Genomic DNA, 13,506 nt, shown 5'->3' on the forward strand with positions numbered 1-13,506 from the left:
TTTTTGAATGAAAAGCTTTATAAATAAAGCCGATTATCACTTATCTTTACGACTTGATTTTCTGAAATCAACTTATCCATAACCCAAATTAATATCATGCAAGAATTAGGTCTAAAGCCTTCTTCAACTGATCTAAGTTACTTAGGTATAGAGCAGTACAAAGAAGCACACTGGAATCTAAGCCCCGCAGAACTTGTGGAGCATGCCTTAGCCAATCAAGAAGGTGTATTAACAGATAATGGAGCCCTCATGGCAGATACTGGTAAGTTTACCGGTAGATCGCCTAAGGACAGATTTGTCGTGAAGGATGAAAAAACAGCGGACAGTGTCTGGTGGGGAGATGTCAATATCGCCTTTGACCCAGAGAAATTTGACCGCCTGCAAGAAAAAATGATCGCTTTCCTCGCTGATAGAAAACTCTACGTCAGAGATGCCTATGCAGGAGCAGATCCAAGATACAGACTCAAACTTAGAGTAATCAATACTTACGCTTGGCAAAACCTATTTTGCTACAACATGTTCCTCCGTCCTACTGCACAGGAACTAGAAAACTTTGACCCTAACTTCACGATCATCTGTGCGCCAGGCTTTCATGCCGATCCAGCAATAGACGGTACACGTCAGAGCAATTTCGCTATTCTCAACATGAGCAAGCGTACGATCCTCATAGGTGGTACTGCTTATGCAGGAGAGATGAAAAAGGGTATCTTCTCTGTACTCAACTATCTCCTACCTCATGAGCACCAAGTGCTCTCTATGCACTGCTCTGCTAATATCGGCAAGCAAGGTGATACTGCTGTATTCTTTGGACTTTCTGGTACCGGTAAAACTACACTTTCAGCAGATCCAAACAGAGGGCTCATTGGAGATGATGAGCATGGATGGACAGATAAAGGCATCTTCAACTTCGAAGGTGGATGCTATGCGAAAGTCATTGACTTGACTAGAGAGAAAGAACCAGAAATCTGGGATGCTATCAAGTTTGGCGCAATAGTAGAAAACACAAGATTCCATGAAGGCACACGTACAGTGGACTATGAAAATACTACTGTCACAGAAAATACCCGTACTGCCTACCCTATTCACCACATCTCAAATGCGGTAGAACCAAGCTTAGGCGGAATCCCTAAAAATATCTTCTTCTTGACAGCGGATGCTTTTGGAGTGATCCCTCCTATCTCTAAGCTCAACGAAAGCCAAGCGATGTACCACTTCATATCAGGCTACACAGCCAAAGTAGCGGGTACAGAGATGGGCGTGACAGAGCCTCAAACAACCTTCTCTGCTTGTTTTGGTGCAGCATTCTTGCCACTACATCCTACCAAGTATGCGACATTGTTTGGTGAGAAGATGAAGCAACATAATGTCAATGTATGGCTCATCAACACTGGATGGACTGGTGGTCCTTATGGCATCGGTAGCCGTATGAAGTTGAAATATACTAGAGCGATGATCACTGCAGCACTTGAAGGTCAGCTAGATGGCGTGACATTCAAGCAACACCCAGTATTTGGCGTATCTGTTCCTCAGACATGTCCTAATGTACCAGATGAATTGCTCAATCCTAGAGATACTTGGGCAGACAAAGCGGCTTATGATGCAAAGGCTAATGAACTAGCGAATGCTTTTGTGAAAAACTTCCAGAAGTATGCTGACTTTGCTAGTGAAGCTATCTTAGCAGGTGCTCCAAAAGTTTAAATAAATTACCCATTAACAATCAACCCAAACCACTAAAGCCCCTTTTCAGGGGCTTTTTTTATAGATTATATAGAGCAAATTTCAATTCTTAAAGCAACCTTAGATTTTGATAAAATTTCTTCTTTGCTATTCTCCGTAAATCCAATAGCTCCAGCTTTCTCTAATTTGGTACGAATGCTATCTATATAGACTTGAGTTTTACTTAATGCCTTGTTTTTTTGCATTACGAATAGTCAAAGCCATGGAAAGAATTAAACAAGCCATAGAAAACATACCCAAATACCTTGCGTTATTCACCGACCAGCTCATATCACTAAAGTCAATAAAGAAGCAATTGATTATGAGAAGTAAAGACGCAAATACAATCAGCGCATAACAAAATTTAATCATTTCACTTTTTTATGTAAATTATTAATTAAAAATAACAAGAATTTTAATAAATTAAAATTTCGTTAAGTATTAAAATATTTTGATACTATGAAATACCCATCACTCCTAAAGAATCATCCCAGCAGCTAGGGTCTCATTGGTTTGTTCATCGATGAGGATCACACTGCCTGTTTGTCTATTGGTCTTATAGGCATCAAAGAAGACTGGCTGCGAACTCCTAATAGAGACTCTTCCGATGTCATTCATCCCTAGACTTCCCGCATCTGAGATCTTGTGCAGGGTATTGATGTCTACCTTGTATTGTATGTCCTTCACCATCGCCACACACTCTTTGGTCGTATGTTTGAGGATCACTTTCGTACGAGGGCTCAATGCTCGCTGCTGCATCCAGCAGAGCATCACTTCGAGGTCTTGACTTTGCTCAGGCTGGTTGTTCGTCCTTGCGATCATGTCTCCTCTACTGATATCGATGTCATCTGTCAGCGTCATCGTCACCGACATCGGAGCAAAGGCTTCTTCAATAGGTTGCCCATCCAGTTCGATGCTTTTGATCGTGGAGACAAAGCCTGATGGCAAGACCTTCACTTCATCTCCCGCCTTGAATACACCTCCGTCTATACGGCCTGCATAGCCTCTGTAGTCTTGGTGCTCATGGGTATGGGGTCTGATGACCAGTTGCACAGGGAAGCGACAATCGATGTGGTTGTAGTCACTAGCAATGTGTACATTTTCCAAGTGGTATAGTAGCGTACTTCCTTCGTACCAAGGCATATTTTCTGATCTACTCACCACATTATCTCCTTTGAGCGCAGAGATCGGTACAAACTGTACATCCTTTACCTCTAGTTTGGAAGCAAAGGCTTGATAGTCGGCTACGATCTGATGGTACACTTCCTCACTGTAGTCTACCAAGTCCATCTTGTTGATACACACCACCACATGGGGGATCTGTAGCAAGGAGGCAATGAAAGAGTGTCTATGTGTCTGCTCCACCAAGCCTTTACGTGCATCTATCAGGATGATGGCCAAATTGGCTGTAGAGGCGCCCGTCACCATGTTGCGGGTGTACTGGATGTGTCCAGGAGTGTCTGCGATGATGAACTTACGCTTTGGGGTCGCAAAGTAGCGGTAGGCTACATCAATGGTGATCCCCTGCTCTCGCTCCGACTTCAGGCCATCTGTCAGCAAGGACAGATCCACATAGTCAAAACCTTTCTTTTTGCTCGAAGCTTCGACTGCCTCTAACTGGTCTTGAAAGATGGCTTTACTGTCATACAAGAGTCTTCCGATCAAAGTGCTCTTCCCATCGTCTACACTACCTGCTGTCGTAAATCTTAATATCTGATTGCTCATGAATATGCTTTGCTCAAAATGATCAATAATTGAATGGCTTAAAAAATGGTCTAGAAGTATCCCGCTTTCTTGCGATCTTCCATGGCTGTCTCCCCTCGCTTGTCATCTGCTCTAGTGCCTCTCTCGGTCGTACGTGTAGTCGCGATCTCTATGATGATCTTGTCCAGAGTATCTGCCTCTGAGATGACAGCTCCCGTGATCGGCATGTCTCCGCAGGTACGGTAGCGCACTTGCATCATTTGTGGTTGTTCGTCTGCTCTGAGTTTGATGAATGCTGAGTTGGCTAAGATCACTCCATCACGGAGGATACACTCCCGCTCATGACTAAAGTACAAGCTTGGCAGGGCAATATTTTCTTCTTTGATGTATTGCCATACGTCCATCTCTGTCCAGTTGGAGATCGGAAATACCCTAAAGTGCTCTCCTTGTTGTTTGCGGCCATTGAAGAGGTTCCATAACTCCGGCCTTTGGTTTTTAGGATCCCACTGTCCGAACTCATCTCTGTGAGAAAAGAAGCGTTCTTTGGCTCTGGCCTTTTCTTCATCTCTTCGAGCACCACCCATTGCTGCGTCTATTTTATGCGCTTCTAGGGTATCTAGTAGGGTGATGGTTTGTAGGGCATTTCTGCTGGCATTAGCTCCCGTTTCTTCTTTGGCCCTGCCTAAATCTATACTCTCCTGAACAGAACCTACGATTAGTTGTACGCCTAACTGAGCTACCAATTGATCTCTAAAGCTGATGGTCTCAGGGAAGTTGTGTCCCGTATCGATATGAATCAAAGGAAAGGGTATCCTAGCGGGATAAAAGGCTTTCTTGGCCAAATGTGCCAAGACAATGGAGTCCTTTCCTCCCGAAAATAAAAGGGCGGGCTTCTCAAACTGTGCCACCACTTCGCGGATCACAAATATCGCCTCCGCTTCTAATTCTCTCAGGTGGTCAAGGTAGTATTTTGGCAAACTTTGGTCGATCACCATATCTTTTGATTCAATCATAAGTTCAGATTTGAATGATTAAAAAAACGTCCAATACTTAATAGCTACAAAATTAGTAAAATCTATAGATTTAGTAGAGTAATAAATTAAAACAAAGTCATTTGGTTTTAAAAAGCCTCATAAAGTCGAATTAAAGGGGATAAAAGCTAATATAAATTGATTTGGCTTTGCAGATTAACCTACAAATAAAGCCCCAGCAATAGTAGCCGTCATCATACAAGCGATAGTCGCTGCTAGTAAGGCACGCATGCCCAACTTAGACAAGTTGCCTTGCTGATTAGGCGCGATACTACCGATCCCTCCTACTTGGATAGCAATCGAACTAAAGTTAGAGAAACCACAAAGTGCATAAGTAGCAATCACAATTGACTTGGCACTAAGCAATCCAGCAGTTTTCATTTCTGCCAAACCTAGATAAGCAACAAACTCATTGATCACGGTCTTTTGTCCCAAAAGTGAGCCTATAGCTAGCGTATCAGTCCACTCTACTCCCATGACCCAAGCAAATACTCTAAAAATTTGTCCGAGAATATACTCTAATGAAAAGCCTGCAAACTGTCCATTGGTAGTAGCGACTACAAACTCATTGAGTCCAGTCACATCTCCGATGAAATCTGTCAATACATAGTTAAGCGCAGCAATCACGGCAATGAAAGCCAAAAGCATCCCACCTACATTGAGTGCCAGCTTTAATCCATCACTAGCACCTATAGACATGGCATCGATGAGATTGACGCCCATATTTTCCTCATTGACCTCTAACTTGTCGTTGATAGCTTCCTTGTTTTCTTCAGGGATGATGATCTTAGAAATCACAATAGCCGCAGGAGCATTCATGATACTTGCACCCAATAAATATGCTGCAAATCTACTTTGCTCCTCCAAACTATCTCCACCTAAAAAAGCTACGTAACCTGCCAAAACACCTCCAGCAATGGTAGCCATACCGCCTGTCATCAAACACATCAATTCTGAGCGTGTCATATTCGGAATAAATGGACGTACCAAAAGAGGTGCTTCAGTTTGTCCCAGAAATATATTACCAGCAGCAGAAAGCGACTCTGCACCAGACAGTTTCATCGTACGAGACATCACCCAAGCGATGCCATAAACGATTTTTTGAAGAATACCAAGGTAATAAAGGCCTGCGGAAACAGTACTGAAGAAAATGATCGTAGGTAGGACCTGAAAAGCAAAAATAAAACCTAGTGAATCTCCCGCTAGATCTCCAAATAGAAACTTAGCACCATCACTAGAAAAGCTCAAAAAGATGACGAATTTCTCACTGACCCAGCCAAAAATACTTGCTACAAAAGATACCTTGGTAATCAAAAACCCAAAGACTGCTTGTAATACTAAGCCTATTCCTACTAGTCGCCAGTCTATTGCTTTCCTATTGCTTGAAAATAAATAAGCAAACCCAATCAGTACGGCTATCCCTAAAAGTCCTCTTAAATAATCCATTCGTTTGATTTAATATCCGCCAAAAATACAGTTTGCAAATGCTTTATCAAACATATTTTAATGCTAACTTATCACTTCAAAAAATCTTTATTGCCAAAAAGCTTTAATACTATGAAATACCTATCGACTACATGTCTCTTGATCTTTCTTGCTTTCACAAGTATCGCGCAGACAGCACAGTTTCCCATCATCCCTAATTTTGGAGGTATATATGCCATCGAAGATGCGATAGAGCGCCCAAATCCAGATGCCTATTATAAAATATTGGTAGAACTCAAAAGCCTAGAAGTGCCTTCAGGAGAACTCAATCCTGCCCTAATCAATATCGCTCGTATGATCAATCTGCACGGTATAGAAGGTGTCAAAATGGAGCAAATGGATGTCATCGTTGTAGTGCATGGACCCGCTTCTGTGACGTTATTGAAGGATATGCTTTATGAAAAACGCACAGGAAAGAAAAATCCTAATATAGCTGTCTATCAAGCACTTGAAAAAGCAGGTGTGAAAATACTCGTCTGCGGACAATCACTTATCGCCAGAGATCTTCCAAGGGAAAACTTGATCAAAGAAGTGGGGATTGCTACTTCATTTTTAACCACTTTCACTACCTATGAACCTAAGGGATATACAACTTTTACGTTCTGATACTGCTAAGATTTGGCAGAAGGAATCTTAATCACTGATATCCAAAAGTCCTCAATAGAGCGGATGACTTCCATGAATTTAGTAAAGTCTAAAGGCTTTGAAATAAAATAATTAGCTGCTTGATCGTAAGCCTTTTGGATGTCCTCTTCAGCATTTGAGGTGGTCAGCATCACTACGGGGATTTTCATGATATGAGGGAGTTGTTTCATATCTCTCAAAAGTTCAAAGCCATTTTTTCTAGGCAAATTGATATCCAAAAGAATCAAATCTGGTAGAATGACAACCTCTTGACTAGCAGACCTTTTCAAAAAGTCTAAAGCTTCTACTCCATCTTTGAGGACGGTGACTTTATTTTTAATCTTGATCTCACTCAGCGCTTCAAGTGTAAGAAGTACATCCCCTTCATTGTCTTCCACCAGCAGTATATGTATTTCCCTTCCGACCATATCTAAAAATTAAAGCTGTCAAGATGAATAGGATCTGTAATGACCCCTACAAAAATACCAAACCTTTGGGCTTCATCTATCACTTATTTAAAAAAAATTATATGATTTCTTAGAAATTTCTGACATAAATCATTTGCAGCTCGATTGAATCTCAAAATCAACAATCGAATCAGACAAATCTGAAAACAAAAGGGAAAATTTTGCGGGCTTTTCCTAAATTTGATCAAAGAGAAAAATACATGCAGCTTTTTTACCATCCTGAAGTTTCTAGCAAAGAATTTTATCTATCTGAGGAAGACGCTCGTCATGCTGTCAAAGTACTCCGATACACTGTTGGGAGCACTATCATGATCACAGATGGTAAAGGATCGATCTATGAATGCCAAGTGAAAGAAGCACATCCAAAAAAATGCATGGTTCAGGTCATCAAGCAGGATTTCCAAGAAAGACCTGATCACTACATTCATATAGCTATAGCACCAACTAAAAATATTGACCGTATCGAGTGGTTTGTAGAAAAGGCCATAGAGTTTGGAGTAGACCATATCACTTTTCTGATTACAGCTAATTCAGAGCGAAGCGTCATCAAGCAAGAACGTATAGAGAAAAAAGCCATCAGTGCCATGAAGCAGTGTCTACGTCCATGGATGCCTGAGATTACACCTTCTGTTGCACTGAAAGATTGGCTTCAAAACTATGACATGGATGGCTATCAGCGATTTATTGCACACGTAGATGAAACGATCCCAACTCACCTAAAGGATGCAGCTAAAAAACAGGAGTCTTATTTGGTACTCATCGGCCCTGAGGGGGATTTTGCACCAAAAGAGATAGACAAGGCTATCGCTAGTGGATTCAAACCTGTCTCTCTGGGCAAAAGCCGTTTGCGAACAGAAACTGCTGGCATTGCTGCAGTGCATATTTTAAACCTTATCAACGAGTAAGCATGGTCTTAAACTATATCTGGATTGGTTTTTTCCTCATAGCCTTTGTCATAGCGCTGATCAAACTGATCTTCTTAGGGGATGTTGAGATTTTCCCAGCCTTGGTCAACTCTACCTTTGATATGTCTAAGACTGGTTTTGAGATCGCACTTTTTCTAACAGGCGTGATCTCTCTATGGCTTGGACTCATGCGCATAGCAGAAGATGCTGGGGTAGTCAAGCTTATCAGCAGAGCAGTACAACCTTTATTTTTGAAGCTTTTCCCTGAAATCCCTAAAAATGACCCCGTAATAGGCCCCATGCTGATGAACTTTAGCATGAATTTTCTCGGACTGGACAATGCCGCCACTCCACTGGGCCTCAAGTCTATGGAAGGAATGCAGCGTCTCAATAAAACCCCAGATACTGCCAGTAATGCGCAGATCATGTTTCTAGTGCTCAATACTTCAGGGCTTACCGCTATCCCGATCAGCATCATGGTCTATAGAGCACAAATGGGCGCTGCAGATCCGTCAGATGTATTTATTCCAATTCTTTTGGCTACTTTTTTCTCTTCACTGACTGGACTGATTGTAGTTTCATTGTATCAAAAGATTAATCTACTCAATAAAGTTGTGTTGGCTTATCTAGGTACATTAACGCTTTTGATCACTGGAGTGATTTGGTACTTTTCTACGCTTACACAAGCAGAGATCACCAGCATCTCCTCCGTGGCAAGTAATTTGATTTTATTCAGCATCATCTCCTTTTTTATCTTCATGGGCTGGATCAAGCGAATCAATATCTATGAATCCTTTATCGATGGAGCAAAAGAAGGTTTCAAAATGGCCATTTCCATTGTGCCTTACCTGATAGCCATGTTGGTCGCTATCGGGGTATTTAGGGCTTCTGGTGCGCTAGACTATATCGTAGACGGAATGAGATGGATCGTTACTTTGATCGGAGTCAATGCTGACTTTGTAGAAGCCATGCCTACTGCACTGATGAAGCCGCTGAGCGGTAGTGGTGCTAGAGGGATGATGCTAGAAACAATGGATACTTATGGCGCAGATTCCTTTGTAGGAAGAGTTTCCAGTGTTTTACAGGGAAGTACCGAAACAACTCTATATGTTATTGCAGTTTACTTTGGGGCAGTGAATATTCGCAAGACACGGTATGCCATCACTGCTGGCTTGATAGCAGATCTAGCGGGAATCACTGCAGCCATTATTATCAGTTATTTATTCTTTCATTAAAAACCTTATTTACAACGCTTTAATACCTTTACTATGAAAAAATCACATATCGCAGTTCTTAGTACGATGCTTTTTGCTGTTATCATCTACGCTTGCCAACCAGAATCAAAAGATGCTGGGGAAGGTGGATGGCTCAAAGGCTCTCCAGATGAGAAGTTTAATACCCTAGCCAATCAACATGGTGGATTCTCCCATACCATGTGGGAAGTAGGTTATAGATACAATGAACTTTATTTTGCTGGACAAGATCAAAACTGGGGATTTGCAGCGCACCAAGTCGAGCATATCGAAGAAGCGATAGAAGCTGGCTTGATCAGAAGACCTGAACATGCTGAATCAGCGGCATCTTTTCTAGAATATACTTTACCAGCTATTGATGCTGCTATTGAGAAAAAAGATACCGTTGAGTTTGCCAAGACTTTCTCTATGCTCACTACAGCCTGCAACTCTTGCCATATCAAGCAAGATCATCAGTATGTCAATATCGTGACACCAACAAGTAGAATGTCTCCTGTAGGCCCAATGCAAATAACAGAATAAATCGAAAGCCTCTGAAATCAACTCTCAGAGGCTTTTTTGATGCTTTTTACGATGATTGAAATCGTTTTATCGCCAATGCTAAATCTTCTGGAGTATCGATCCCTATGCTCAAGTGATTAGTTTTGACCATCCTAATCTTAATACCGTTTTCTAATAAGCGTAATTGCTCTAATTTTTCAGTAGCTTCTAATACAGTCATAGGCATTTGGGTAAAAGCTAAAAGAGTTTCTTTACGATAGCCATAGACCCCTATGTGTCTAAAATACTGATGACCTGCTTGCGTATCTCTCACATAAGGAATCGGTGAGCGACTAAAATAAAGCGCATCACCTTTCAGATCAGTAATAACTTTGACATAGTTAGGATTTTGGATATCCTCTACAGCTGTTAAAGGCATCATCAAACTAGCAACAGATACTCCCTCCTCTTGAAAAGCCTCTAATAAACTCGCTAAAGTATCCTTGTCTACAAAGGGTTCGTCTCCTTGAACATTGACTACCACATCTACTACTAGCTGACTGGCTGCTTCAGCGATGCGATCAGAACCGCTTTGGTGTGAAGGATCACTCATCATGACTTTCGCTCCAGCTTGTTCCATCACCTCAAATATCTCTTGATCATCTGTGACGACTACTACTTGATCAAACAAACCAGTAGCTACTGTAGCTTCATAAGTTCTTTGGATCACAGGCTTGCCGCAAAGGTCAGCGAGCATTTTTCTAGGAAAGCGAGAGGCTGCCATCCTTGCAGGTATCAAAGCCACAGTCTTCAAGTCTTGCATATAGAGTTTATTTTTTCAGAGCTTAAATATAGACAAAGCCAACGCATCTTGCCATGCATTCAAAAAATAAAGGCTTCCCTGAGTAGAGAAGCCTTTATATGCTTACTTAATAAACTTACTTACTTGGATTGAGCAATACTGGCTTGCCATATCCTAGCGCTTCTAATCTATTGAGTTGTGTCTTAGCATCCCCTACAACTAAGTATATCATACGATCAGGATTAGCGTATTGCTTGGCTAACTCACTGATTCGTGCGACAGTCATATCGCGAACGATTTGCTCTCTTTGGATGACATAATCATTTGGCAAACCATAAGCACTCATATCAGTCAATAGACCGAGTTTAGCGCCTAGCGTCTCAAATGCTCTGGCATTACTCTTAAGTAAGAAGCCTTTAGTAGTTTCAAGATCCTGCTCTGTAAATGTGGTTGGATAGTCTGCAAGGATCTTTTTGATCAAAGCAAGCGATTCAAAAGTGACATTGGTACGAACGCCTGTAGAGATCGTAAATGGCCCTTTGATATCAGATCCTGAAAAACCAGAACCGATACCATAAGTGTAGCCTTGTCCTTCTCTGAGTTCTTGAGTCAATCTAGATGCAAAACCACCACCGCCAAGGATATAATTCATCACACTAGCTGGATAGAAATCTTCGTCTGTCTCTGCCAATGCCAAATAGCCGATTCTCAATTGAGACTGCTTAGCATCAGGTACATCATAGAAATATACTTGAGACTTCTCTGGTGCTGATGGTAAAGTAAGTGCAGGGAAAGTCACTGCTTTAGCTTCCCACTTTTCCGCTAGACTGGCTAGTGAAGTTTCTACTTTAGCTTGATCGATCGCACCTACGATGTGCATATTAGCTACAGAAGGACTGATATAACTTGTATAATAAGCTTTCAAATCATCTATCGTGATATCATTGATGGTATTGACATCTCCTAATGCATTTTTTGACAGGATATTATCCTTTCCGTACATCAATTCATTGGCTGCATTGGCAGCAATCGCGCCAGGATTTCCCTGCTGCTGCACCAGTGCAGAAGCGATTTGTTGCTTTGCTAGATCAAACTCTTTAGCATCCCATCTAGGCTGGAGAAGCATTTCTTCTACTAAGGCTAATACAGCATCATAGTTTCTAGCCAAGGCATTTCCAGAGATAGAAAAACTCTCTTTGCCTGCATTGATGCTGATACGTGCACCGAGGTTATCGATAGCTTCTTCGAGCTCTTCAGGTGTTTTATTTGCAGTACCCTTAGTCAGCATAGTAGCCAGCAAGTTAGACACACCTACTTTGGCAGGGTCTTCTAGTAGCAAACCACCTTTAAGACGGATATTAAACTGAACGAGCGGCAGTTCATCATTGGTGATACCAAACACTTTCATGCCATTAGCTGCTTCCGTCTGCCATACACTTGGGATGCTCAACTGTGGCGCTGGACCATATGGAGGCTCTACACTACGATCAAAGCTAGAAGGTGTTTTCTCATAGCTAGTCTCTTGACTCAAGTCAAAGCTTTGCTCCGCTCCCATCACGATTTGCTCTTCTACTACCTCTGCTTGCGTGGCACCTGTTAGTGCTAAGTCCTTCATCCCTTTAGGCACAAAACTCGTGGCTACATAGTTTTTACCCTTGATGTACTTTTCATAAACGCGCATGATATCAGCAGCTTCTACAGCCAAGACACGCTGAATGTCTTCATTGATATAGCCAGGATCATTAGCGAATATATTGTACTGTGCTAATTGGAAAGCTTTGCCCAATACACCAGAAAGGCTATTGTAAAAATTAGTTTCTTGACCTGCTTTGATACGATCAAGTGCTTGCTGATCTACGCCATCTGCTTCAAACTTAGCAAATGCTTCATCGATAGCAGCTTTAACATCATCTAGCTTCACATTTGGATAAGCACGTACGCTAAGAGACGTTTCTCCTGCGAGCTCCGCACCATAATTGTACATCCTAGCACCCGAAGTCACTTGCTTATCTTCTACTAGTACTTTATAAAATGGAGCTTTCTTACCACTTGTCAGTAGTTCTGTCAATAAATCTAATGCATAACTATCTGGGTGATATTGCTCTACAGTAGGCCAAGTCATGGTCAACTGTGGCACTCTAGCAAAGTTATCCTCATGGTACAACGACTTAGTCTCTGACAAAGTCACTGGCATTTTATCCACAGGCGTGATCTCCTCTCCTCTTGGAATCTCAGCAAAGTACTTTTCTACCCAAGCTTTAGCCTGTGCAGTATCAAAATCACCTGCAATGACCAAAGTAGCATTATTAGGTACATACCACTTTTTGTAAAATTCTTTCACATCTGCCAAAGTAGCGTTTTGAAGATCCTCAAGCGAACCAATCACTTGCCAATTATAAGGATGACCCTCAGGGTAAAGATTTTTACCCGTCACATAGCTAGCATGTCCATAAGGCTGATTATCTACACCCTGTCGCTTTTCGTTTTTGACGACCTCTTTTTCCTTCGCCAAGACCGATTCTGTTACCGTATTGATAAAGAAACCGAGTTTGTCAGCTTCAGCCCAGATCATTTTTTCTAAGGCATCATTAGGTACCGTTTGGTAATAATTGGTTCGATCCCTACTCGTAGAACCATTAGCACCTGAGCCTCCTACTTTTGCATTGAGCTTATCCAAGCCTCCTTTACCTAAGTTTTCAGACTCTAAAAAAAGTAAGTGCTCAAATAAGTGAGCAAAGCCAGTACGACCTTCTTTTTCCCGAGCAGAACCCACATGAAAAGTCAGGGCCACTGCTGTTACCGGATCAGACTTGTCAACATGAAAAATCACCTCTAGGCCATTGTCTAAAGTGAATTTCTCATAGTCTACTGAAAATTCTTGTTGCTGCTGATCACTGCCACAAGCTAAAAGTACTCCAGTGAATAGTGTCACCAAGAGTGTGTTTTTAAGTTTTTTCAACATGCTGTTTGTTTTGTTTGCATCTAAGGTAGTAAGTATCTCAGGAGACTGGGAGGATTTGCTGTAATTATGACGCCATT

At 41.7% G+C, this 13,506-nt stretch carries 12 protein-coding genes; 5 read left to right on the forward strand and 7 right to left on the reverse strand.

Features of this window, described 5'->3' with window-relative positions; genetic code table 11:
- The first annotated feature begins 96 nt into the window (after nt 1-96).
- Entirely contained in the window at nt 97-1,698 is a 1,602-nt protein-coding gene (pckA, locus tag I5349_RS03850) for a phosphoenolpyruvate carboxykinase (ATP) (protein WP_226389408.1), read from the forward strand.
- Between the two features lie 65 nt (nt 1,699-1,763).
- On the opposite strand, the gene I5349_RS03855 is transcribed toward pckA, so the two are convergent.
- From I5349_RS03855 to I5349_RS03870, 4 genes are all read right to left on the reverse strand, one after another.
- Complete coding sequence (locus tag I5349_RS03855) at nt 1,764-1,922, reverse strand: hypothetical protein (protein WP_226389409.1); 159 nt, start codon at nt 1,920-1,922, stop codon at nt 1,764-1,766.
- A 271-nt stretch (nt 1,923-2,193) separates the two neighbouring features.
- Nucleotides 2,194-3,441, reverse strand: coding sequence for a sulfate adenylyltransferase subunit 1 (locus tag I5349_RS03860; protein ID WP_226389410.1), 1,248 nt, complete (start codon nt 3,439-3,441; stop codon nt 2,194-2,196).
- 50 nt (nt 3,442-3,491) lie between these two features.
- On the reverse strand, nt 3,492-4,433 hold the full coding sequence (gene cysD, locus I5349_RS03865; RefSeq protein ID WP_226389411.1) for a sulfate adenylyltransferase subunit CysD: 942 nt from the start codon (nt 4,431-4,433) through the stop codon (nt 3,492-3,494).
- A gap of 174 nt (nt 4,434-4,607) precedes the next feature.
- Entirely contained in the window at nt 4,608-5,897 is a 1,290-nt protein-coding gene (locus tag I5349_RS03870) for a NupC/NupG family nucleoside CNT transporter (protein ID WP_226389412.1), read from the reverse strand.
- 111 nt (nt 5,898-6,008) lie between these two features.
- Between I5349_RS03870 and I5349_RS03875 the strand changes: the two genes are divergently transcribed.
- Nucleotides 6,009-6,542, forward strand: coding sequence for a DsrE family protein (locus I5349_RS03875; RefSeq protein WP_226389413.1), 534 nt, complete (start codon nt 6,009-6,011; stop codon nt 6,540-6,542).
- Nucleotides 6,543-6,547: 5 nt separating this feature from the next.
- Here I5349_RS03875 and I5349_RS03880 read toward each other — a convergent pair whose 3' ends face one another.
- Nucleotides 6,548-6,988 (reverse strand): response regulator, encoded by a 441-nt coding sequence (locus I5349_RS03880; protein WP_226389414.1) that lies wholly within the window; start codon nt 6,986-6,988, stop codon nt 6,548-6,550.
- 239 nt (nt 6,989-7,227) lie between these two features.
- Between I5349_RS03880 and I5349_RS03885 the strand changes: the two genes are divergently transcribed.
- Genes I5349_RS03885 through I5349_RS03895 form a run of 3 tightly spaced genes read left to right on the forward strand, consistent with a single transcriptional unit; the run spans nt 7,228 to nt 9,707 of the window.
- Nucleotides 7,228-7,932 carry a 16S rRNA (uracil(1498)-N(3))-methyltransferase gene (locus I5349_RS03885; protein WP_226389415.1) on the forward strand — a complete coding sequence of 235 codons (705 nt, stop codon included), beginning with the start codon at nt 7,228-7,230 and terminating at the stop codon, nt 7,930-7,932.
- A gap of 2 nt (nt 7,933-7,934) precedes the next feature.
- The gene (locus I5349_RS03890; protein ID WP_226389416.1) at nt 7,935-9,167 is read left to right on the forward strand and encodes a nucleoside recognition domain-containing protein; all 1,233 of its coding nucleotides are present in this window, start codon (nt 7,935-7,937) and stop codon (nt 9,165-9,167) included.
- Between the two features lie 33 nt (nt 9,168-9,200).
- A complete protein-coding gene (locus I5349_RS03895) occupies nt 9,201-9,707 on the forward strand; it encodes a hypothetical protein (RefSeq protein ID WP_226389417.1) in 507 nt (168 codons plus the stop codon).
- Nucleotides 9,708-9,753: 46 nt separating this feature from the next.
- On the opposite strand, the gene kdsB is transcribed toward I5349_RS03895, so the two are convergent.
- On the reverse strand, nt 9,754-10,488 hold the full coding sequence (kdsB, locus tag I5349_RS03900) for a 3-deoxy-manno-octulosonate cytidylyltransferase (RefSeq protein WP_226389418.1): 735 nt from the start codon (nt 10,486-10,488) through the stop codon (nt 9,754-9,756).
- Nucleotides 10,489-10,603: 115 nt separating this feature from the next.
- Nucleotides 10,604-13,429: a M16 family metallopeptidase gene (locus I5349_RS03905; protein ID WP_226389419.1), complete on the reverse strand. Its 2,826-nt coding sequence runs from the start codon at nt 13,427-13,429 to the stop codon at nt 10,604-10,606.
- Nucleotides 13,430-13,506 lie beyond the last annotated feature (77 nt).

Origin of the sequence: Penaeicola halotolerans, assembly GCF_016464625.1 — a bacterium.
Taxonomy (GTDB): domain Bacteria; phylum Bacteroidota; class Bacteroidia; order Cytophagales; family Cyclobacteriaceae; genus Penaeicola; species Penaeicola halotolerans.

Bases quoted from the DNA above. Each gene is read 5' to 3' on its own strand.
- pckA (WP_226389408.1), top strand. From the start codon at position 97: ATGCAAGAATTAGGTCTAAAGCCTTCTTCAACTGATCTAAGTTACTTA.
- I5349_RS03855 (WP_226389409.1), bottom strand. From the start codon at position 1,922: ATGCAAAAAAACAAGGCATTAAGTAAAACTCAAGTCTATATAGATAGC.
- I5349_RS03860 (WP_226389410.1), bottom strand. From the start codon at position 3,441: ATGAGCAATCAGATATTAAGATTTACGACAGCAGGTAGTGTAGACGAT.
- cysD (WP_226389411.1), bottom strand. From the start codon at position 4,433: ATGATTGAATCAAAAGATATGGTGATCGACCAAAGTTTGCCAAAATAC.
- I5349_RS03870 (WP_226389412.1), bottom strand. From the start codon at position 5,897: ATGGATTATTTAAGAGGACTTTTAGGGATAGCCGTACTGATTGGGTTT.
- I5349_RS03875 (WP_226389413.1), top strand. From the start codon at position 6,009: ATGAAATACCTATCGACTACATGTCTCTTGATCTTTCTTGCTTTCACA.
- I5349_RS03880 (WP_226389414.1), bottom strand. From the start codon at position 6,988: ATGGTCGGAAGGGAAATACATATACTGCTGGTGGAAGACAATGAAGGG.
- I5349_RS03885 (WP_226389415.1), top strand. From the start codon at position 7,228: ATGCAGCTTTTTTACCATCCTGAAGTTTCTAGCAAAGAATTTTATCTA.
- I5349_RS03890 (WP_226389416.1), top strand. From the start codon at position 7,935: ATGGTCTTAAACTATATCTGGATTGGTTTTTTCCTCATAGCCTTTGTC.
- I5349_RS03895 (WP_226389417.1), top strand. From the start codon at position 9,201: ATGAAAAAATCACATATCGCAGTTCTTAGTACGATGCTTTTTGCTGTT.
- kdsB (WP_226389418.1), bottom strand. From the start codon at position 10,488: ATGCAAGACTTGAAGACTGTGGCTTTGATACCTGCAAGGATGGCAGCC.
- I5349_RS03905 (WP_226389419.1), bottom strand. From the start codon at position 13,429: ATGTTGAAAAAACTTAAAAACACACTCTTGGTGACACTATTCACTGGA.